The 22,094-nt window shown below is 71.7% G+C and carries 14 protein-coding genes and 2 tRNA genes; 9 read left to right on the top strand and 7 right to left on the bottom strand.

Translation table 11 applies throughout. The features are described 5' to 3' along the window. Positions 1–951 precede the first annotated feature (951 nt). The 5 genes from ABZT49_RS08215 (at position 952) to trxA (ending at position 10,088) form a co-directional block, all read left to right on the top strand. Positions 952–2,226 carry a carbohydrate-binding domain-containing protein gene (locus ABZT49_RS08215; RefSeq protein WP_355285233.1) on the top strand — a complete coding sequence of 425 codons (1,275 nt, stop codon included), beginning with the start codon at positions 952–954 and terminating at the stop codon, positions 2,224–2,226. A 450-nt stretch (positions 2,227–2,676) separates the two neighbouring features. Beyond that, complete coding sequence (locus ABZT49_RS08210) at positions 2,677–4,416, top strand: type I secretion system permease/ATPase (RefSeq protein WP_407943461.1); 1,740 nt, start codon at positions 2,677–2,679, stop codon at positions 4,414–4,416. Continuing rightward, positions 4,416–5,723 carry an HlyD family type I secretion periplasmic adaptor subunit gene (locus ABZT49_RS08205; protein WP_355285268.1) on the top strand — a complete coding sequence of 436 codons (1,308 nt, stop codon included), beginning with the start codon at positions 4,416–4,418 and terminating at the stop codon, positions 5,721–5,723. Before ABZT49_RS08210 ends, ABZT49_RS08205 begins: the two co-directional genes overlap by 1 nt. 449 nt (positions 5,724–6,172) lie before the next feature. Further along, positions 6,173–9,628, top strand: a complete 3,456-nt coding sequence (addA, locus tag ABZT49_RS08200) for a double-strand break repair helicase AddA (protein WP_355285229.1) — start codon at positions 6,173–6,175, stop codon at positions 9,626–9,628. A 139-nt stretch (positions 9,629–9,767) separates the two neighbouring features. Continuing rightward, positions 9,768–10,088: a thioredoxin gene (gene trxA, locus ABZT49_RS08195; protein ID WP_093564472.1), complete on the top strand. Its 321-nt coding sequence runs from the start codon at positions 9,768–9,770 to the stop codon at positions 10,086–10,088. A 302-nt stretch (positions 10,089–10,390) separates the two neighbouring features. Here trxA and ABZT49_RS08190 read toward each other — a convergent pair whose 3' ends face one another. The 5 genes from ABZT49_RS08190 to ABZT49_RS08170 form a co-directional block, all read right to left on the bottom strand. Further along, positions 10,391–10,744 carry a hypothetical protein gene (locus tag ABZT49_RS08190; protein ID WP_355285226.1) on the bottom strand — a complete coding sequence of 118 codons (354 nt, stop codon included), beginning with the start codon at positions 10,742–10,744 and terminating at the stop codon, positions 10,391–10,393. A 118-nt stretch (positions 10,745–10,862) separates the two neighbouring features. Beyond that, a complete protein-coding gene (locus tag ABZT49_RS08185) occupies positions 10,863–11,507 on the bottom strand; it encodes an alpha/beta fold hydrolase (RefSeq protein ID WP_355285224.1) in 645 nt (214 codons plus the stop codon). Between the two features lie 59 nt (positions 11,508–11,566). Further along, a tRNA-Lys gene (locus ABZT49_RS08180) sits at positions 11,567–11,642 on the bottom strand. 102 nt (positions 11,643–11,744) lie between these two features. After that, positions 11,745–11,820 (bottom strand) — tRNA-Lys (locus tag ABZT49_RS08175). 124 nt (positions 11,821–11,944) lie between these two features. Further along, on the bottom strand, positions 11,945–13,516 hold the full coding sequence (locus ABZT49_RS08170; RefSeq protein WP_355285222.1) for a 2-isopropylmalate synthase: 1,572 nt from the start codon (positions 13,514–13,516) through the stop codon (positions 11,945–11,947). 386 nt (positions 13,517–13,902) lie between these two features. Between ABZT49_RS08170 and ABZT49_RS08165 the strand changes: the two genes are divergently transcribed. Next, complete coding sequence (locus ABZT49_RS08165; RefSeq protein WP_355285221.1) at positions 13,903–14,232, top strand: hypothetical protein; 330 nt, start codon at positions 13,903–13,905, stop codon at positions 14,230–14,232. Positions 14,233–14,459: 227 nt separating this feature from the next. Here the strand turns inward: ABZT49_RS08165 and ABZT49_RS08160 are convergent, their stop codons facing one another. Further along, positions 14,460–15,755, bottom strand: coding sequence for a PLP-dependent transferase (locus ABZT49_RS08160; protein ID WP_355285220.1), 1,296 nt, complete (start codon positions 15,753–15,755; stop codon positions 14,460–14,462). 173 nt (positions 15,756–15,928) lie between these two features. On the opposite strand from ABZT49_RS08160, the gene ABZT49_RS08155 reads away from it, so the two are divergent. After that, positions 15,929–16,123 carry an Rmf/CrpP family protein gene (locus tag ABZT49_RS08155; RefSeq protein WP_355285218.1) on the top strand — a complete coding sequence of 65 codons (195 nt, stop codon included), beginning with the start codon at positions 15,929–15,931 and terminating at the stop codon, positions 16,121–16,123. A 9-nt stretch (positions 16,124–16,132) separates the two neighbouring features. After that, a complete protein-coding gene (locus ABZT49_RS08150; protein WP_355285216.1) occupies positions 16,133–17,443 on the top strand; it encodes an MFS transporter in 1,311 nt (436 codons plus the stop codon). 209 nt (positions 17,444–17,652) lie between these two features. On the opposite strand, the gene ABZT49_RS08145 is transcribed toward ABZT49_RS08150, so the two are convergent. Next, on the bottom strand, positions 17,653–18,654 hold the full coding sequence (locus ABZT49_RS08145; RefSeq protein ID WP_355285214.1) for an SDR family oxidoreductase: 1,002 nt from the start codon (positions 18,652–18,654) through the stop codon (positions 17,653–17,655). Between the two features lie 261 nt (positions 18,655–18,915). Between ABZT49_RS08145 and ABZT49_RS08140 the strand changes: the two genes are divergently transcribed. Then, a complete protein-coding gene (locus ABZT49_RS08140; protein ID WP_355285213.1) occupies positions 18,916–21,921 on the top strand; it encodes a response regulator in 3,006 nt (1,001 codons plus the stop codon). The last annotated feature ends 173 nt before the right edge of the window (positions 21,922–22,094 follow it).

Here is a 22,094-nt window from a genome sequence, read left to right as displayed (position 1 = left end):
GCGTCTGCTTTCGACAAGAAAGATTCGCGTTGAACGGCACTGTCACACCCTGGCCTGGATTGTGGAAGGAGCCATAGGCCGGCTGCGCACACAGCCTTTCGGTGCCGACGACAACTGTCGCCTACGCCTTTCGAGGGTGCTTCACGATTGATCCGTGCGATGCTTGTGTCGCCGGTAAACCGGACCGGGACAGATCTGCTGGCCGTTAAGGATAGGGCGGTTGTCGCAAGTCGTAACAGGTATCGTTTTGCGGATGATCTTGCCTCTGCAAGATGCCGCACTCGCTCCGATTGCGGGCGAGTCCGGCCTGATCTGCGGGTGTTACGGGCGCCGCACAATCGACGGGCAGCTTCGCGGTCTTCAACATCCGCTCTCGTCGCCGGCCGCCAAGCCATGTCCCATTTCAGGACGATCATTCATCTTATGTACGGCGTCAGATACGGATCGTCCGACAGCTGTACGAACCAATCCGCCTGCACTTAATACGGCTACGTTGCTGCGCTGCATCATGGTGCCGAGAGTTGTCGCCGCCGATCTCTTGCCGCCGCGACCTCCGGGTGCCGCATGGATCCCAATTCACTGCGAAAATGTCGCCGACGAGAATCGGCGAATCGCCACCCCGTCCTGAATCGGGATCGAATTATTTGATGAAGTATCGACAAGACTACATTTATTAACACAGGCTTGACAGGGAAACGTTGCTACTTATTGTCCGCCTCGCACATCGGATCGAGCCCCTGACGGGCGCTGATCTTCTCACGATGACGCATCCCTGCCGCCGCGTCCTGCGGCCCGGCACCCGTTCCACAGATCTGGAAGTGATACATGGCTTTTCAAACGGTCGCGCAGCCTTTTGCGCCGAGCAGCATTTGGAACACCCCGATTGGGTCGAACGCCCAGTTCCAGTCTGCATCCGGAGCGCAGACCGCCTCCATCCAGCACCAGGCTGGGGTGAACACCTGGATCGGCCAGGACGCGATTCCGATCTACCAGGCCAAGTCGACCGATCCGATGGCGACCTGGAGCTACGACAGCCGCGGCACCAACGCCGACTGGACCTTCGGCAACACCTCGTCGATGAACGGCACGTTCCAGATGCGGACGCCGACCGACGTGCAGTTCAAGACCGGCGACGGCTGGGCGATCATCGTCTCGGAGGACGGCCAGCACTACATCGAGACCTGGCTCGGCTCGAAGACCGGCAGCAACGCCTACCACGCCAACTACGTCGTCGAGAACACCGTGACGGGTGACGGCATCGCCGACGTGCCCGGCGCGCACGAGGGCATCCGCGCCGCCGGCATGTCGCTGATGGGCGGCGTGGTGCAGAAGGCGGACCTCGACGCGGGCCACATCGACCACGCCGTGGCGATGGCGATCTCGACCACCCAGGCCGGCTCCGCCAAGACCCCCTACGTCTGGCCGGCGACCTCCGCCGACAGCTTCAGCGGCAGCTACTCGGGCTCGATCCCGCTCGGCTCGCTGTTCGCGATCCCGAATGACGTCGACCTGACCAAGATCGGCATCACGACCGCCGAGGGCATGGCGCTGGCCAAGGCCTACCAGAACTACGGCGGCTACGTCACCGACACCGCCGGCCCGAACACCCTGCAGCTCGCCTACCTCGAGAAGGGCGTGAGCCAGACCCAGGTCGACAACCTGTTCAAGGACATGGCCGCCATCCGCTCGCATATCGAGCTGGTGACGAACAACACCGCCGCGACCCCGGCGGGCGGCGGCGACCACAGCGTGCCGAGCACGCCTGTCACGACAACCCCGGTCACCACCGCGCCGGTCACGACGCCGTCCACCACGCCCGTGACGACGCCCGTCGCCACCCCGTCGACCGGCAGCACCGCGCAGCCGAGCGTCACCCTCGGCAGCGGCTCCGACCAGCTGCTGCTCAAGATCAGCCAGGACGCCTATAACGGCAACGCGCAGTACACCATCTCGGTGGACGGCAAGCAGATCGGCGGCGTGCAGACCGCGAAGTCCCTGCACAGCGCCGGCCAGTCCGACCTGATCTCGGTGCGCGGCGACTGGGGCCAGGGCGACCACGACGTGGCGGTCAAGTTCCTCAACGACGCCTGGGGCGGGACCGACGCGAAGGACCGCAACCTCTTCGTCGACAGCGCCACCTACCACGACCAGGACGTCTCGGGCGCCCACCTGACGCTGGCGACCAACGGCGCCAAGCACTTCACCTTCCACGACTACCTCGTCTGAGGATCGTGACGCCCCGCCCGCCGGCCGGCGGGCGGGGCTCCTCGCGTCTCGTGCGATTTCCGTGGGATCCGATCAAATAAAGATAAAGCGTATCTCCCCTCTCCCAAACGGGAGAGGGGATCCCGCCTTTGATCTTTATCTGAACGGATCAAGTGGAACTCGTCTCACTCGCATCCGCTGCGCCGCCTGCCCCGATCCGGGCCCGTTGCCGCGCGCCGTCGAACGGAGCCCAGCCACCCCGTGACATCCTTCGCTTCCCGCCTTCCGGGCACCGGCGCCGCCCGGCGCGCCCGCGACGCCGCCCAGAGGCTCGCCGCACCGGCCCTGCACCGGATGCGCGACACCGTCGCCGCCCCTGCCGGCGACCGCGAGACCCGTGACGACGGCCTTCGCCAGGACGCCCTGACGGCCTTCGGCCTCGGCCGGTCCCGGGCCGCCTCGGCACCGCCGATGGTGGCAGCCCTGGCGCGGCTGCGCCACGTCGTCATCGGCGTCGCGGTGCTCAGCGGCGCGGTCAACCTGCTGGCGCTCGCCGGCTCGTTCTACATGCTCGAAGTCTACGACCGGGTGATCCCGAGCCGCAGCGTGCCGACGCTGGTGGGCCTGAGCCTGATCGTGCTGGTGCTCTATCTCGGCCAGGGCTACTTCGACCTGATCCGCTCGCGCCTGCTCCTGCGGGCGGGCCGCGCCTTCGACGAATCCCTGAGCCGGCAGGTCTTCCGCGCCGTCGTCACCCTGCCGCTCCGCGGGCGGGCGGAAGCCGACGGCCTGCGCCCGATGCGCGACCTCGACCAGATCCGCGGGGCGCTCGCCGGCGGCGGTCCCGGCGCGCTGTTCGACCTGCCGTGGATCCCGGTCTATCTTGGCCTGCTCTTCGCTTTCCACGTCTGGATCGGGATGACCGCGCTCCTCGGCGCCCTGGCCCTCGTCGGTCTGACGATCCTCGCCGAGATCCTCACCCGCCACCACGCCCGCGACGCCCGCGAGGCCTCCGCCGCCCGCGGCTTCGTCGCCGAGGCGAGCCGGCGCAACGCCGAGACCGTGCGGGCGATGGGCATGGAGCCCGACCTCGCCGGCCTGTGGTCGAAGGTCAACGCCGCCTCGCACGCCACGCAGGAGCGCACCTCCGAGATCACGGGGGCGATCCACAACACCTCGAAGGTGCTGCGGGTGGTGCTGCAATCGGCGGTGCTCGGCGTCGGCGCCTTCCTGGTGATCCGCCAGGAAGCCACGGCCGGCGTCATCATCGCCGGCTCGATCCTGAGCGCCCGGGCGCTTGCGCCGATCGACCAGGCCATCGGCTACTGGAAGACCTTCTCCGCCGCCCGCGAGTGCTGGCGCCATCTCGGCAGCGCCCTCTCGGCCGCGGGCCCCGAGCCGGAGGGCCTGACCCTGCCGGCGCCGCGCGACAGCCTCACCGTCGAGCAGGCGAGCGTCGGCCCGCCCGGCGGCCAGCGCCTCACCGCCCTCGACGTCAGCCTGACGCTGCGGCCGGGGCAGGGGCTCGGCATCGTCGGCCACAGCGCCTCCGGCAAGTCGTCGCTCGCGCGTCTCCTCGTCGGCATCTGGCCCGCCGATCGCGGCGCGGTGCGCCTCGACGGCGCCCGCCTCGACCAGTGGCGGCCGCAGGATCTCGGCCGCCATGTCGGCTACCTGCCGCAGGAGGTCGAGCTGTTTCCCGGCACGGTCGCGGCCAACATCGCGCGCTTCCGGCCCGGCGCCGAGGCCGAGGGCATCATCGCGGCGGCCAGGGCCGCGCGGGTCCACGACCTGATCCTCGCCCTGCCGGACGGCTACCAGACCCAGATCGGCGAGCGCGGCGCGCTGCTCTCCGCCGGCCAGCGCCAGCGCCTGGCGCTCGCCCGCGCCCTCTACGGCGAGCCCTTCCTGGTGGTGCTCGACGAGCCCAACTCGAACCTCGACCAGGAGGGCGAGGCCGCGCTCACCGAGGCGATCGCCGGGGTGCGGGCGCGCCGCGGCATCGTGGTGGTGATCGCCCACCGGCCGAGCGCCCTCGCAGCGGTCGACCAGGTGATGGTGATGGCCCATGGCCGCGTCCAGGCGCTCGGCCCCCGCGACGAGGTGCTGCCCGCCCTCAACCGGCCGCGCCCGATGCAGCCGATGCATGCCGGCTCGGCGAGCTTCGCGCCCGGCTTCTCCCTCAAGGTCGCCCAGGGAGGGCGCGCATGATGAATCCGATCACCCCCGAAACCCAGGCGTCGATCCGCCGTCATCTGCTCGCCGGCGTGGTCGGCGGCCTCCTCCTGTTCGTCGGCGCCGGCGGCTGGGCGGCGCTCGCCGAGTTCTCCGGCGCCGTCGTCACCGCCGGCTCGCTCGTGGTCGAGTCCGACGTCAAGAAGGTGCAGCACCCGACCGGCGGCGTCGTCGGCGAGTTGCGGGTGAAGAACGGCGACCGGGTCGCCGCCGGCGACGTGCTCCTGCGCCTCGACGAGACGGTGCTGCAAGCCAACCTCGCCATCGTCACCCGCTCGATCGACGAATCGACCGCGCGTCGCGCCCGCCTTGAGGCCGAGCGCGACGGCACCGCCGACGTCGCCTTCCCGGGCGAGCTGATCGGGCGGACCGCCGATCCGGTGGTGGCCGGGCTGATGACCGGCGAGCGCCGCCTGTTCCAGACGCGGGGGAGCGCCCGCGAGGGCCAGAAGTCCCAGCTCGCCGAGCGGGTCGGCCAGCTCGCCGAGCAGATCCGCGGCCTCGACGAGCAGATCGCCGCCAAGGCCCGGGAGATCGTCCTGATCGAGCGGGAGCTCGGCGGGGTGCGCGATCTCTGGGAGAAGAAGCTGGTGCCGATCCAGCGGGTGAGCGCCCTCGAGCGCGATCTCGCCCGCCTGGAGGGCGAGAAGGGGACGCTGATCTCCACCATCGCCCAGGTGCGCGGGCGCATCACCGAGACGCGGCTGCAGATCCTGCAGATCGACCAGGACCTGCGCACCGAGGTGGGCAAGGAACTGGCCGAGATCCGCAGCAAGATGTCTGAATACGCCGAGCGGCGCATCGCCGCCGAGGACCAGCTCAAGCGCGTCGATATCCGGGCGCCCCAGGATGGGCTCGTGCACCAGCTCGCGGTCCACACGGTGGGCGGCGTCGTGGCGCCCGGCGCCGAGATCATGCAGATCGTGCCGACCGCCGATCACCTCACCGTCGAGGCCAAGCTCGCGCCGCAGGACATCGACCAGGTCCATGTCGGCCAGGCGGCGACCTTGCGGTTCTCGGCGTTCAACCAGCGCACCACGCCGGTGATCATGGGCACGGTCTCGCGGATCTCCCCCGATCTCACCACCGACCCGCGTACCGGTCAGAGCGCCTACACCACCCGGGTCGCGGTGGCGGAATCCGAGCTGAAGCGCCTCGGCACGGTGCGGCTCACCCCCGGCATGCCGGTCGAGGCCTTCATCCAGACGCAGTCGCGCACGGTGATGAGCTTCTTCGTCAAGCCGCTGTCCGACCAGGTCGCCCGGGCGTTCCGGGAGAAGTAAGAGAAAAGGCCCGCCCCCGTCGGGAGCGGGCCCTCATTGTCCCTTAGCCGCCGATGACGCCGGAGGCGCCGACAACGGCCACCATCAGCCCGCAGGCCAGGACGCCGATCATCGCGTAGGTGATGGTCTTGAGCATCGAGGATCTCGCTGTGCCGGGTTGGTCGATGCCCGCCGCGGACCGCCCGCGCGGCCGGCGGGCGGCTCCTGGGTCAAACGACGGACGCTGCGGAAAGTTCACCGCACTGCATCAATCCCGTTGCCCCGATTGAGACGGGGGCGTCGGGATGTGCGCCGACGCACCTCGCCGGCCTTCGGGGCCGAGCGGCGTCTGTGCCCCCGCCGCCACGCTCCCCGAAATCCCTGTGCGTCGCTCCCTGACGCCGCTTGAGGCAACGGCCCGTTGAGTGCGACCGCGGCAGGATGGCCGCCTGGCCGCAGCGGGAGTTCGGATGGGTATCGAGGGGTTCGTCGTCGACGGCCTGACGCAGGCGGCGCAGCGGCGGGCGGCGGATCCGCGGGCCTCGGCCTGGGTGTCGGCCAATGCGGGGGCGGGCAAGACCAAGGTGCTCACCGACCGGGTGGTGCGCCTGCTGCTGCACGGCGCGGCCCCGGCCAAGATCCTCTGCCTCACCTTCACCAAGGCCGCCGCCGCCAACATGGCGATCCGGGTGTTCGAGCGGCTCGGCCGCTGGGTCACCCTCGACGAGGCGGCGCTCCGCGTGGAACTGACGGCGCTGGAGGGCGAGGCGCCGGACGGCGCGACCTTGCGTCGGGCGCGGCGCCTGTTCGCCCGGGCGGTGGAGACGCCGGGGGGGCTCAAGATCGAGACCCTGCACGCGCTCTGCGAGCGCCTGCTCCACCTCGTGCCGTTCGAGGCCAACGTGCCGGCCCGCTTCGTGGTGCTGGACGAGGCCCAGACCCGCGAGGCGATCGACCGGACCATCGACAACGTGCTCGCCGACGCGGTCGACGAGCGGCACCCGGCTCTCGCCGCGGCGCTGAGCCTGGTCGCCCCCGAGGCGGCGGGCGAGGCCTTGCGCCGGGCGATGACGGCGGCGGTGCAGCATCGCGGCCTGATCGGGCACAAGGACGGTCTGCCCGCCCGCCTCGACGCCCTGCGCGGTGCCCTGGGCCTCGCCCCCGGCGAGACCCTGGCGGAAATCGAGGCGCGGATGCTCGATGGCGGGCCCGATCTCGCCGGTTTGATCGAGGCCCTGCGGACGGCCAAGGCCACCGACGAGAAGCGCGCCGACGCCCTGGCGCTCGCCGTCGCCGCGACCGGCCCGGCCCGGCTGACGCTCCTGCTCGCGGCCTTCTTCAAGGACGAGGGCGAGGGCGACGCTTACGCCGCCTCGTCGCTCGGCACGAAGTCGGTTCCGGCCGCCGCGAAGGAGGCGCTCCTCGCCGAGCAGGCGCGGCTCGCCGGCCTTCGCGACCGCCTCAAGGCCGCCCGGGCCTATGCCCGCACCGAGGCCCTGTTCACGCTGGCGGCCGAGATCCACCGCCGGATGGAGGCGCAGAAGGCGCGCCTCGGCGCCCTCGATTTCGACGACCTGATCCACAAGACCTTGGACCTGCTGACCCGGGTCGATTCGGCCTGGGTGCTGTACAAGCTCGACCGCGGCGTCGACCACGTGCTGATCGACGAGGCGCAGGACACCAACCCGCAGCAATGGGAGATCCTGCGCCGGATCACCGAGGATTTCTGCGCCGGCGAAGGGGCCCGCGAGGCGGGCAACGGCCTGTCCCGCACGCGCTTCGCCGTCGGCGACCCGAAGCAGTCGATCTACAGCTTCCAGGGAGCCGCGCCGGAGGAGTTCGAGACCACGCGGCGGGCCTGGCGGCGCGATGCGGAAGGCGCCGGCCTGCCCTTCGCCGATGTCGGCCTCACCCTGTCGTTCCGCTCGGCGATCGGGGTGCTGCGGGCGGTCGATGCCACCTTCGGGATCGAGGACCATTACCGCGGCCTGTCATTCGGCGACATGGCGATCGGCACCGTGCACTCCACCGCCCGGGTGCGGGCGCCGGGCCTGGTCGAGCTGTGGCCGGTCGAGCGACCGGGCGCCGAGGAGGAGCCCGACGCCTGGACCCACCCGGTCGACGCGATCGAGGCCGGCGCGCCGGCGCTCGTCGCGGCGCGCCGGGTCGCGAAGGCGGTGCGGCTCTGGACCACGACCGGCGACGAATCCGGCCGGGTCTGGCGGCCGGGCGAGGTCCTGATCCTGGTGCGCAAGCGCTCGGCGGCCTTCGAGGGGGTGATCCGGGCGCTCAAGGCCGAGGGCGTGCCGGTGGCGGGCCAGGACCGCCTCGACATCGCCGCCCATATCGCGGTCCTCGACCTCGTGGCGGCGGGCCGCGCCGCCCTGTTGCCGCAGGACGACCTGACCCTCGCGACTGCCCTCAAGACGCCGCTCGTCGGCCTCACCGACGACGACCTCGTCGGCATCGCGGCCGGTCGCGACCCGGCGGAGTCGCTGGTGGCGGCTCTGCGCCGCCGGGCGGAGGCCGGCGACCCGGCGGCCCTGCGCGGCGTCACGGCGCTCGACGGCTGGGCGGCGCTCGCCCGGGCGCACGGGCCGTTCGGCTTCTACGCCGAGCTGCTCGGCCCCCGCGGCGGCCGCGCCCTGCTGGTGCAGCGCCTCGGCGGCGAGGCGGGCGACGCCATCGACGTCTTTCTCATAGCCGCCGCCCAGGCCGAGGCCGGGCCCGACGCGCCCTCGCTCACCGGCTTCCTCTCCCGCTATGCCCCGAGCGGCGGGCGCGATGCCGGCGGCCACACGGTGAAGCGCGACCTCGATTCCGCCCGCGACGAGGTGCGGGTGATGACGGTGCATGGCGCCAAGGGCCTGGAGGCGCCGCTGGTGCTGGTGCTCGACGGCTGCGACGCGCTCGGCCGCGATCCGCCGCTGATCCCGATGCGGCTGCCCGACGGCAGCACCGTGCCGGTCTGGTCGAGCGCCAAGGCCCATGACTCTCCGGCGGTCGGGACCGCCCGCGACGCGCTGCACGCCAAGGCCGGCGAGGAGCACAACCGCCTGCTCTACGTCGCGATGACCCGGGCCAAGGACCGGCTGGTGGTCGCGCCGTACGCGAACAACGACAAGGAGACACCGGCCGAGGCCTGGTGCGAGATGATCCGCCGCGGCCTCGTCGCGTCCTTCGGCGGCGTCGAGGTGGCGGAGATGCCCTACGGCCCGGCCGAGAGCTGGCGCGAGGGTGCCGCGCTGCCGGAAACTCCCGCCAAGCCCGACGGCGTGGAGGTGCCCGAAACCGTGCCGGACTGGCTGCACCGCCCGGTCGTGCCCGAGGCCGAGCCGCTGCCTCCCTTGCGCCCCTCGGGCCTCGGTGCCGCCGACGAGCCGCGCCGCTCGGATGCCCGCTCCAGCGACCCGGCCGCCCGCCGCCGCGGCGTCCTGGTCCACGCCCTGCTGGAGCATCTCCCCAGTCTCGCGCCCGAGCGGCGTCCGAGTGCCGCCGAGGCCTTCGTCGCCGCCCGCGCCCCGGGCCTCGACGCGGCGAGGCGCGCCGCCATCGCCGCGGAGGCTTTGCGGCTCCTCGACGACCCCGACCTCGCGGTGCTGTTCGGGCCGCAGGCTCAGGCCGAGGTGACGCTCGCCGGCAGCGTTTCGGTCGGCGGCGCGTTGCGCCCGGTGCATGGCCGGGTCGACCGGATCGCGGTGACGGAGGAGGCGGTCTGGCTCGTCGATTTCAAGACCGGCCGCCCGCCGGCACCAGGCGCGCCGACGCCGCGGGGCCAGGCGGCGCAGGTGGCGCTCTACGCCCGCCTCCTCGGCACGATCTATCCCGGGCGCGCCCTGGTGCCGCTCCTGGTCTGGACCGCGGGACCGGTGGTCCGCCGCCTGACGCCGGAGGAGTGCGACGCCGCCCTCGGCACCCTGGCGTGACCCGAGGTGCGGGAGCACACGGACAGAGTGGGGATGGCGCTGCCGCCAAGCTTGATCGGCCCCGATCCGGTTCTTACCTTCCCACTCACGCGAACCGGTCCGCGCCGTCGGCCGGCTTCATGACGAAAGGAATTTGGCGATGGCAACCGTGAAGGTGACCGACGCGAGCTTCGAGCAGGACGTGCTGCAATCGGCCGAGCCCGTCGTGGTCGATTTCTGGGCCGAGTGGTGCGGCCCCTGCCGGGCGATCGGCCCGGCCCTGGAAGAGATCTCCAGCGAGATGAACGGCCGGGTGAAGATCGCCAAGGTCAACGTGGACGAGAATCCGGGCATCGCCTCCCAGTACGGCATCCGCTCGATCCCGACCCTGATGATCTTCAAGGGCGGCGAGCTCGCCGGCCAGAAGGTCGGCGCTGCCCCGAAGGGCGACCTGTTCCGCTGGATCCAGGCCAGCGCCTGAGCCGTTCGGGATGATTGATGACTGAGGAGCCCGGCCGCGAGGCCGGGCTTTCTTGTGTCCGAACGAGTGGTGGTCCTGTCGGCTGCCTGCCGAATGACCTTATCGGCTTCCACCTCTCAGGGTCATCCCGGGGCTCGTCAGAGACGAGAACCCGGGATCCATAACCGCCGAGATCAAAGAACAAGGCGGACCGTGTTCCGCCTCATCCTGAACCGTCAGCGGTTATGGATCCCAGGTTCCGCTGCGCGGCCCCAGGATGACATGGAGGGTGTCAGCTTCGCCGGGAGCGACGAACGGGCGCCTCACCCCCGCCGCAGCAACTGCAGCTGGCTCCCGGGCCCGTACGCCACCCAGATCGCCTCGCAGGCCGCCTGCTTGTCGCTCCGCAAGCGGCCGTCGAGGTCGTCGAGGGCGGCCTGGAGGCGGACGGAGCGGGGCTTCTGGAAGAAGTCGGCGTGGTTGAGCTGGACCTGCGACGAGAAGGCCCGGAAATGCTCGGCGTCGATCCGCACGCCGTCGCAGCGGCGGCTGGCGAGGTCCGCCTCGATGCCGGACAACAGCACCGGATCCTGGGGCGAAACCTGCTCCCGGTGCGGCTGGGCGGTGAAGCAGAAGGCTGCCCAAGCGGCAGCGACGATGAGAGGCCGGATAATCATGGCAGCGCTCGTGCAAGGGCACGGGGTGATCCTGCGCCGGAAAATCGTCGGTGCCGACCTGCGTTCCCGCTCCTGGGCCCCGTCATGTGCGCGAGCGCACGAAGCGTCGACGGCAAGATCAGCCCGCCCGGCCGTCCGGGGGCGACCAGGACGCCACGGCGCCCAGCACCGCCGCCACCGCGCCGGGATGGTTCATCAGCCAGGTGTGATGGGCCGGCACGGCGTGCCAGCGCTCGCCGGCGCCGAACCGCGCGCTCTCCACGCTGACCAGGCCGTCATGCGGGCGCGGGATGCGGGTGCGGAACAACGGGATCAGCGCCCGCGTGCCGGCGATCGCGGCCATCGGGCAGGCCGGCATCGGGATCGCCCCGGCGGCGTCGGTGCGCAGATCGTGGAGGGCCGGGCCGAACACGGCCCGCCCGAGTCGGAGGGTCGAAACGCAATCGGCCGCCTCGCTGCCGCGGCTCGGCGTGCCCAGCATCACGAGGCCGGCCGCCAGGGCGGGATCGGCCGCGGCGAGGTGCCGGGCGACGAGGCCGCCCATGGAATGTCCGACGAGGACGACCGGAACCCCAGCCCGGGCCCGGATCGCCGCGACGGCGGGTTGCAGGTGTACGGCGCAGGCCGCGACGCCGAGGCGGCGGGACGGGTAGCCGAGGGTCTCGACGTGGTGGCCGGCCGCGGCGAGGCGGGAGGCGAGCCGCGCCATGCTGCGCCGCGTGCGTCCGAGGCCGTGCAGCAGCACGACGGTCATGTGCGGCATGAGCTTGCGTGGCGTCGCCGAAGCCGCCGCTTCGCTTGACGATCCATCGGGGAGGGGAGTGGTGGGCGCACTAGGGCTCGAACCTAGGACCCGCTGATTAAGAGTCAGCTGCTCTACCAACTGAGCTATGCGCCCGTCGCTCGCGAGAGCGAAAGGGGAACGGCCACCAACCGTTCCTGCGGTGCCGGCTATCCTGAGATATCCGGATCAAGTTACCACGAGAGTAACTGGGTTTTGTGGTGGGCGCACTAGGGCTCGAACCTAGGACCCGCTGATTAAGAGTCAGCTGCTCTACCAACTGAGCTATGCGCCCGCTCTCACAAGAGCGCCTCCGGGGAAGCCACCAAACCGCCCCGGCGGTGAGGGTCGTTTAAGGGGCCGGCGGCGGGCTGTCCAGCCCCGATGCCGCCGACCTGTCGATTTTTTGCCGGCGCCCCTTACTCGGCGGCGGCGTGCTGGGCGTGCAGGCGGCTGGCGCCGGCGATCAGCTTGTTCAGTGCGGCGAGGTAGGCCTTGGCCGAGGCGACCAGGGTGTCCGGATCGGCGCCGCGGGCGGTGACGATGCGGTCGTCCTGGCGCAGGCGCACCGAGACGTCGGCTTGGGCATCGCTGCCGCCGGTCACCGCGTGGACGTCGTAGAGCTCCAGCGACGCCTCGTGCGGCACCAGGGCCTGGATGGCGTTGAACACCGCGTCGACCGGGCCGTTGCCGTCGACCTCCTCGGTGACGACCTTGCCGTCGATGTCGAGCTTCATCGTCGCCCGCTGCGGGCCGCGGGTGCCGGCGACCACAGTGAGCGAGACCAGCCGGATGCGGTCGTGGGCGGTGGCCAGGTTCTCGTCGACCAGGGCCTCGATGTCCTCGTCGTAGACGTGCTTCTTGCGGTCGGCCAGCGCCTTGAACCGCTCGAAGGCGTCCTGGAACTGGTTGTCGGACAGCCGGTAGCCCATGTCGTCGAGCTTGGAGCGGAAGGCGGCCCGGCCCGAATGCTTGCCCATCACCAGCGAGGTCTTGTGCACGCCGACCGATTCCGGCGTCATGATCTCGTAGGTGGTCTGGTTCTTCAGCATCCCGTCCTGGTGAATGCCGCTTTCGTGGGCGAAGGCGTTCCGGCCGACGATCGCCTTGTTGTACTGCACGGGGAAGTGGGTCGCGCCGGCCACCAGCTTCGAGGCACGCACGAGCTGGGTGGTGTCGATGCTGGTGGCGTAGGGCAGCACGTCGGCGCGGGTCTTGATCGCCATCACGATCTCCTCCAGCGCCGCGTTGCCGGCCCGCTCGCCGATGCCGTTGATGGTGCACTCGATCTGGCGCGCGCCCCCCTCGATGCCGGCGAGCGAGTTCGCCACCGCCAACCCCAGGTCGTTGTGGCAATGGACCGAGAACACCGCCTTGTCGGAGTTCGGCACCCGCTCGCGCACGGCCCGGAACATCGCCCGGTACTCCTCGGGCGTGGCGTAGCCGACCGTGTCGGGCAGGTTGATGGTGGTGGCGCCCATCCGGATCGCCGCCTCGACGCAGCGGCACAGGTAGTCGATCGGCGTGCGGGTCGCGTCCATCGCCGACCACTCGACGTCCTCGACGAGGTCGCGGGCCTGGGCCACGGTGGTCAGGATGATCTCCAGGACCTCGTCCTCGGTCTTTCGCATCTGGTGGGCCAGATGGATCGGTGAGGTCGACACGAAGGTGTGGATGCGCCCGCGCTTGGCAAAGCGCACCGCCTCGCCGGCCCGGGCGATGTCGGCGGGAATCGCACGCGCCAGCCCCGCGATCACCGCGGACTTGGAGCGCCGGGCGATCTCGGCCACCGCCTCGAAGTCGCCGTTGGAGGCGATCGGGAAGCCGGCCTCGATGATGTCGACGCCCATCGCGTCGAGCATCTCGGCCACCGCCAGCTTCTCCTCCAGGGTCATCGTAGCGCCGGGGCACTGCTCGCCGTCGCGCAGGGTGGTGTCGAAGATCAGCACGCGCTCGGCCGGGGAGGGAGTGCGGGCGGTCTGGTCGGTCATGGTCTGGAATCCTGGTTCGCCCGGGATCAGGGGTCGCGCGGGCGCGGCATTTGGGAAGGTGTCTCGGTCCTCAAGCTCCCCCAAGGGCCCAGGCGCGCGCCCGGACGGCCCTCAGGGGCTGATAAGGAGGAGAAGGCCGCCGAGGAGGAGCGCGCGCGCCCGCGCCGCCGAAAGGGCGGTCGTCGGAAGCGTCAGCGGGGAGCCGGCATGAGCCACGGCTCGCGTCTCCTGAAGGGTGTGAACCCGGTGCGAGGGACGCCTGTGTACCGGCCTGCGGGCACGATGACAAGCCGTCGCAGACGTGGGCCCGTCCCGTGATTGACCGCCCCGCCGGTGCTTGCCACAAGCTTGGCCGCAGGTGCTCACGTCAGGATGGAGCTGACCCCGTGTCGTATCGGAAGCCCGGGCTCGCCCTCGCGGCCCTTTTCGCCCTCGCCGCCTGCCAGTCGAAGCCGGCCGTCCCGCCGCCGGCCGCGCTCGGCCCGGTCGCTGCGCTCCCCGCCGGCGCGCTGCCCGCCGGCACCGGCTGCGGCCCGGCCATCGCCCGCACCCAGGCCGTCGTCGAGAGCGACGTCGCCACCGGCAACCTCAACGCCCCGGTCGGCAAGCGCTTCTCGGCCGACCTCGCCAACGCGTCGAGCGCCTGCGCGGCCGGCCGGGACGGCGAGGCGATGCGCCTGCTGGCGGCGGCGAAGGCCCGCTACGGCTACCCGTAGGGTCTTTCGAGACTGATTTGATTGGACCCTGCAGAATCGGCACCCTCCGAGTCATTCCGGGGCCGCGAAGCGGAGCCCGGAATCCAGAGCCTCGGATGGTTCAGGATCAAGCGGAGTGCTCTCCGCCTCATTCTGATCGACTTGAGGTTCTGGATTCCGGGCTCCGCTTCGCGGCCCCGGAATGACATGCACGGTGTCAACTCTGTGGGCTCCAATCAAACAGGCTCTCAATCAAGCGTCCCGCGCGCGGCCTGGTCGAGGTCCGCGACCAGATCCTCGGCCTCCTCAAGCCCGGCATTGAAGCGGAACATCGCGCCCTTCGGCAGACTCGCTGGGTCTCTGCGCGGAGGCACCGGCAGCACCAGCGAGACGTGGCCGCCCCAGCTCTCGGCGACGCGAAACAACAGCAGCGCGTCGACGAAGGCGTGGACCCGCTCGGCCGACACGCTGTCGTCGAAGGCGACCGTGAACAGGCTGTTGCCGGCGCCGAAATACTGCCGGAACCGGGCGTGATAGGGACTGTCCTCCCGGGTGGGACTGAGGATCTCGGCGGTGAAGGGCCGGCTCTCGAACCACCGCATCAGGCCTGCGGCGGTGGCGACGTGCCGGTCCAGGCGCTCGTGCGCGCTGTCGACCCGGTGGAACAGGCGGGCGCAGGTCTGGGGCGAGACCGCGCCGTGGCCGCTGATCCGGAGCTGCCGCCGCAGGCGGGCGAGGTCGCCCGCGTCGCGCGCCACCACGATGCCGCTCGGCGTGTCGCCGTAGCCGCCCTCGTATTTCGTCGTCGCCTGGATCGCGAGGTCGATGCCGTGGTCGAGCGGCCGGAAGCGCACGTGGCTCGCCCAGGTGTTGTCCATCACGGTGCGCAAGCCCGCCCGCCGCGCCTCGGCGACGATGCCGGCGATGTCCGGGATCTCGAAGGTGCCGCTCGCCGGCGCCTCGAGGTAGACCATCGTGTCGGCGGGGGCGAAATGCCGGCCCGCCTCTCGGATCAGGGCCCCGACCTCCTCCCCCGACGCGCCGGCCGGATAGGTGAGGAGCGCGGCGCGGCCGGTCTCGGAGAGGTAGCGCCAGGCCGGGAAGTACAGGGCGTCCGGGATTAGCACGGCCTTCGGGGCGAAGGCGTCGAGCGTGATCGCGATCGCCGCGAGGCCCGACGCGCAGACGATCGCGCCGGCGCCGCCGTGCAGCGTCGCGAACTTCGCGCAGACCGCCTCGGCCTCCGGGGAGAGGACGACGCCGTACTCGGCGCCGCCATAGACCGCGCGGCCGGCCGCATCGGCCTGCTCGTAGTCGCCGAGGCTGTCGAAGCCGACGCTGCTCTGCCCGAGCGAGCCGAGATCGGAGAAGGCACGGGCCCGCCCGAGGCCGCGGGGATTGAGGTGGCCGCGCGAGGCGGCGAGGTCGACGATCGGCGCGTGGATCCGGCGCGTCGCCGGCCGGCACCCGGCGAGGAAGGCCGCGCGCCGCTCGGGCTTGAGGCCGGCCTCGATCGGCGACGGAGCGGGCGGGGAGTGGGACAATGCGGCATCTCCTGCGGGGCGCGGGCGGCGTGTCGTATAGGCCCGTCCCGCCCGGTCCGCCACGCCGCTCGCATCCATCGGCCGCCCGCCGGGAACGTCCGGCCCCGCCGGCGGTTCGGGTTCTCGGCCGTGCGTCGTCTCCCGCACCGCCCGACAGGAGCCCGGCCGCGCCGATGCAATCCCCACCCGACAACCTCGACGCCCATGCTTTGGGCCGCGCCGCTCCCGAGAAGGGCCTCGCCCGCGAGGCCTGCCCCTATGCCGAGGGTACGCAGGCGCGGGAGCGCTGGCTGTCCGGCTACGACGAGGCCGTGGCGGCTGGCGTCGCGCCGGTGACCGGCGGCCTCAAGCGCGAACCGGGCCGCTGACCTCATCGCATGGACGCGCGCAATCCGGTCCGTCCCGGCCTCGACCGCAAGGCGGTCGGCGCCGTGGTGCTCGGCAACGCCCTCGAATTCTACGACTTCACCGTCTACGCCTTCTTCGCCAAGGCGATCGGCCAGGCGTTCTTCCCGGCCTCCGACGCGAGCCACAGCCTGCTCGCCTCGCTCGCCCTGTTCGGCGTCGGCTACGTCATGCGGCCGATCGGCGGCGCGCTGATCGGGGCGCTGGCCGACCGGGCCGGGCGCAAGCCCGCCATGCTCATCACCATCGCCCTGATGGCGGTCGGCATGCTGATGCTCGCCGCCTGCCCGGGCTACGCGCAGATCGGCGGATGGGCGCAAGCCATCGTCATCGCCGGCCGGCTGATCCAGGGACTGGCGCTGGGCGGCGAGGTCGGCCCCTCGACCGCCTACCTGCTGGAGGCGGCACCGCCGGAACACCGCGGCTTCGTCACTAGCTGGCAGATCGCCAGCCAGGGCTGCGCGGCCCTGTTCGCCGGGCTGCTGGCGACGAGCCTGGCCCTCGTCGTCGGCGACGCCGCGATGGCGGAATGGGGCTGGCGGGTGATGTTCCTCGTTGGCCTCGCGGTGGTGCCGGTCGGCCTCGTCATCCGCAGCCACCTGCCGGAAACCGCGGGCACCGGGGAGGATCCCGACGCCGCCGCCTCGACCGGGGCGGTCATCGGCCGGTTGCTGCGCGAGCACGGCCGCCTGCTCGGGCTGACCTTCCTGGTCATCGCCGCCTCGACGGTCTCGAACGCCGTCGGCACCAACATGCCGGTCTATGCCGGCGCGACCCTGGGTCTGTCCGAGACCGCCGCGACCGCTGTGCCGATCGCGCTCGGCCTCGCCTCGGTCGCCTTCCCGCTGCTCGGCGGAGGCCTGGCGGATCGCTACGGCCGGCGGCCGGTGATGATCTGGCCCCGCGCCCTGATCCTGCTCCTGGCGGTTCCCGCCTTCGCCTGGCTCCTGCGGGCGCCGGGACCGGCGGCGGTCTACGCCGTGACCTTCCTGCTCTCGGCCCTGTCCTCGATCAACGCGGCGGCGATCATCGTCGGCATCCCGGAATCGCTGCCGCGGGCGGTGCGCAGCTCGGGGCTTGCCATCGTGTATGCGCTCGCGGTCTCGGTGTTCGGCGGCAGCACCAACTACGTCATCAACTGGCTGATCGCGGCCACCGGCGACCGGATGGCGCCGGCCTACTACCTCGCCGCCTTCAGCCTGATCGGCACGGTGGCGGCGTGGCGGCTGCCGGAGACGCGGGGGCGGGACTTGGAGGAGGGGGGGCGCTCAGGGCCTGCTTGAGTGCGCCGACCTTGTTTCCACCCTTGATGTCATCCCGGGGCCGCGAAAGCGGAACCCGGGATCCATAACCGCTGATGGTGCCGAACGAGGCGACAAGCGTTCCGCTTTGTCCTGCATCGTCAGCGGTTATGGATCCCGGGTTCTCGCCTGCGGCGAGCCCCGGGATGACACGGAGGGTGCCAGTCGCGCAGAGGATCTACTTGAAGCCGTCATAACAGCCGCCGGCCCCGCGCCATTCTCCCGATCACGACCGCTGCCGTCGCGGCCAGTCCCGCGGCGACGCCGGCGCTCGCCAGCGGGTGCAGGGTCGCCCGCGTGTAGGCGCTGGTGCGCATCACCGGGACCGGCGGGTCGCCGCGCTCCTCGCCGGCCCGCACCGGGGCATGGAGGGCGCCCGCGGGATCGCGCGGCTTCTCCCCGCGCTTCTGCAGGGCGATGATCGCGGGGGCGAGCTCGTCATAGGCGCCGGGCGCGAAGTCCTTGCCCATCACGAACAGCTTGCCGCCGCCGCCGACGACGATGTCGCGCTGCGGATGCACCGCGGCGTGCAGGATCGCGTGCGCGACCTCCTGCGGCGGGTAGATCGGCGGCGGCAGGGTCGGCTGGCGGTCCATGTAGTTGCGGGCCCGGTTCGGCAGCGGCGTGTCGACGGAGGCCGGCTTCACCAGGGTGACCGAGACCGGGGCGCCCTCGGCGATCAGCTCCATGCGCAGCGTGTCGGTGAACCCCTTCACCGCGTGCTTGGAGGCGGCGTAGAGGCCCTGGAACGGGAAGGCGAGGTCGGAGGCGATGCTGCCGACATTGACCAGCGCGCCGCCCCGCTCGCGCAGGTGCTCGGCGGCGACGAGGGAGCCGTTCACCGTGCCCCAGAAATTGGTGCGGATCAGCCGCTCGTGGTCCTCCTGGGTGATCTCGCGCAAGGGCCCGTAGACGGTGAGCCCGGCGACGTTGACCCAGGTGTCGAAGCCGCCGAAGGTCGCGATCGCCGTCTCGGCGACCGCCTCGACCTGCGCCCGGTCCCCGACATCGGCGGTGGCGACGACGGCCCGGGCGCCGATCTCCGCGGCTAGCCGCGCGAGCACGTCGCCGCTGCGGGCCGCTAGCACCACCCGGGCGCCGCCCTCGGCGGCCATGCGGGCGGTGGCGAGCCCAATCCCGCTCGACGCGCCGGTGATCACCATGACCTGCTCGCGCAGCGGCTTGTGTCGCATCATACTCACCCTGAGTTTCTCGGCCCCGAGGTGACGTGCGAGGGACGGCAATGTTTCACCCTGTGCGGCTTTCGCGCACCCCGCCTCGCGTCGGAGGCCGAGCCCGCTCCCTTTCGCCCTTGCGTTCGCGGGCAAGCTTCGGCTCCAGTCTCGAGAAAATCCAATCCCAAGAAAATTCGGCCGCCGGCCTGGCGGGCGATGCCGGGCACTGGGCGTTTCATGACGGACGCGCCGCCGCCGGGGCCGCGAGAGCAAGGTGACATGAGTAGCAAGACCGCCTCCACCCAGCGCTGGCGCTTCCTCGCCCCCGGCCGGCGCTTGCCGGGGTCGCCCCTGGCCTTCCTCCTCCTCGTCGTCGCGGTGGCGGCGGGCGGCTGGAACACCGTCGAGGGGGCGCGCAGCCGGGCGGAGGCCGAGCGGCTCGGGCGCGTCATGGCGCTGAGCGAGCGGGTGCTGTCGAGCCTGAAGGACCTCGAGACCGGCCAGCGCGGCTTCGTCCTGACCGGCCGCGAGGATTACCTCGATCCCTATACGGCGGCTTTGGCCCGGATCGACGGCGAGCTCGCCGCCCTCGACGGCGTCACCCCCGACCGGGGATTGCGTGAGCGGCGCCGGGGCGTGATCGCGGCTGAGACGGATTACGCCGCCCGGGTCGTCGCCGCGCGCCGGGCCGGCGGCCAGGAGGCTGCGCTCGCGCTGATCCAGACTGGGGAGGGCAAGCGCACCATGGACGCCGTGCGCGACGTGACGCGGGAGGTCCAGGACCGGGCCGCGGGCGACCTGCGCCGCCTCGCCGCGGCCGACGCCTTTCGCACCCCGCTCCTGCCCCTCGTCACGCTCGCCGCCGCCCTGGCGGCGGTCGGGCTGCTGGCGCGCCTCGCCCTGGTGCGCCGCCGCGAGAGCCAGCGCATGGCCGACCTCCTGGAGAGCGTCCTGGAGAACGCCCCCGTCGGCCTCGGCTTTCTCGACCGCGACCTCAACCTCCGGCACATGAACCGGGCGCTGGGCAACATGAGCGAGCGCGGCTTCGGCGCCGATCTCGGCGCGCCGATCTGGGCGCTACTGCCCTCGTTGCGCGACGCGCTCGGGCCGAAGCTCGCGGCGGCGCGCGACAGCGGGCTCGTCACCGCCAACGTCGCGGTCGCGGTGCCGGCCCCGAGCGCGCCGGGCGGGACCCGGCACTTCGAGGCGAGCTTCTTCCCCCTGCGCCGCCGCGGCCGCGGCCCCGAGGCCGAGCGGGCCGACGGCGTCGGCATCGTCATGGCCGACGTGACCCTGGGCAAGCTCGCCGAGCGCCGCCTCGTCGACAGCGAGGAGCGGTTCCGCTCCCTCACCGAGGCGACCTCGGCCATCGTCTGGACCACCACGCCGGACGGCGCCTTCCGGCAGGCCGCCTCGGAATGGACCCGCTTCACCGGCCAGGCGCCCGCCGAGGCCGCCGGCCAGGGCTTCCTGGCGGCGGTCCATCCCGACGACCGGGAGGCGACGCGGGACGCCTGGGAGCGGGCGGTCACCACGCGCACGCTCTACGCCATCGAGCACCGTCTGCGCCGCCAGGACGGGGTGTGGCGCCACATGGAGGGCCGCGCCGTCCCGATCCTGGAGGAGGACGGGCGGGTGCGCGAATGGGTCGGGGCGCATGCCGACGTCACCGCCCGCAAGGAGGCCGAATTGGCGCTCGAAGCCGCCAAGGAGGCGGCGGAGGAAGCCAACCGCGCCAAGAGCCAGTTCCTCGCCAACATGAGCCACGAATTGCGTACGCCGCTTTCGGCGGTGATCGGCTACGCGGAGATGCTGCAGGAGGAGATGGAGGATCTCGGCGAGGAGAGCCTGCTCGCGGACATGCGCAAGATCGAGGCGAATGCCCGCCACCTCCTCGGCCTGATCAACGACGTGCTCGACCTCTCGAAGATCGAGGCCGAGCGGATGGAGGTCTATGCCGAGGATCTCGACGTCGCCGAGACGGTGCGGGAGGTCGCCACCACCGTCGACGCCCTGGTGGAGAAGAAAGACAACTCCCTGACCCTGGCCCTCGGCGATCACCTCGGGCGGGCGCATACCGACGCGACGAAGCTGCGGCAGTGCCTGATCAACCTCCTGAGTAACGCCGCCAAGTTCACGGAGGGCGGCACGATCACGCTGACCGCCGCGCGCGCGCACCGGGAGGGCGGCGACCGGCTGGTCTTCACCGTCGCCGACACCGGCATCGGCATGAGCGAGGAGCAGCAGGCCCGGCTGTTCCAGCGCTTCACCCAGGCCGACGCCTCGACCACCCGCCGCTTCGGCGGCACCGGGCTCGGGCTGGCCATCACCCGGGCCTTCGCCCACATGCTCGGCGGCGAGATCACCGTGGCGAGCCGGCTCGGCGAGGGCACCACCTTCACCCTGGACCTGCCGGCGCTCTACGAGGAGCGCGACCCGGCCGAGCCCGCCGGAGAGAGCCTGCCCGAGGCGCCGGCCGCCGTCGCGGCCCGGCCCGATCCCGGCTCCAACCTCGTCCTCGTCGTCGACGACGATCCGGCCACCCGCGACCTCCTCGCCCGCTTCCTGCGCCGCGATGGGTTCACGGTCGCGACCGCCCCGGACGGCCGCGCCGGGCTGGAGGCGGCGCGGCGCTTACGTCCCCGCGTCGTCCTCCTCGACGTAACGATGCCGCGCATGGACGGCTGGGCGGTGCTGCGGGCCCTACGCGCCGACCCAGATTTCGGCGCGACGCCGGTGATCATGGTCACGGTGCTCGACGAGCAGAACCTCGCCTTCTCGCTCGGCGCCACCGACTACCTGCACAAGCCGGTCGAGTGGGGGGCGCTGAAGGAGGCGATGGAGCGCTTCCGGCCCGCCATCCACGAGGGGCCGGTGCTGGTGGTCGACGACGACCCGGACGTGCGCGAGCGCATGACCACCATGCTGACCCGCGAGGGCTGGCGGGTGGCGAGCGCCGAGAACGGGCTCGCCGGCCTGGAGGCGGTCGGCGTGCGCAAGCCGGGCCTGATCCTCCTCGACCTGATGATGCCGGAGCTCGACGGCTTCGGCTTCCTGCGCGCCTTGCGCGACCGGCCGGACTGGCGCGACATCCCGGTCGTCGTGCTGACCGCCAAGGACGTCACCGCGGAGGACCGCCGCCGCCTCGCCGGCCGGGCCGACCGCATCCTGCCGAAGGCCGGCCTCGGCATGGCCGACCTCGCGGCGACCCTGCGCGGGCTGATGAGCCCGGGGGCGGGGGGCGAGGCGGTGGTGGAGGCGCCAGATCGGGCGGTGGCGCCGTGAGGGTGTGCGTGCTGGGAATAGTCGGGACGGAGTTCCAACCCTCCATCGTCATTCCGGGGCCGCGCAGCGGAGCTTGAATCCAGAGCCGCTGAATGTTCGGGATAGAGCGGACAGCATTCCGCCTTGATCTGCATCGTGAGCGGTTCTGGATCCCGGGCTCTCGCCTTCGGCGA

The sequence above is a fragment of the Methylobacterium sp. EM32 genome, from assembly GCF_040593685.1.
Classification (GTDB): domain Bacteria; phylum Pseudomonadota; class Alphaproteobacteria; order Rhizobiales; family Beijerinckiaceae; genus Methylobacterium.
This window is presented reverse-complemented; position numbering and strand designations above follow the sequence as displayed.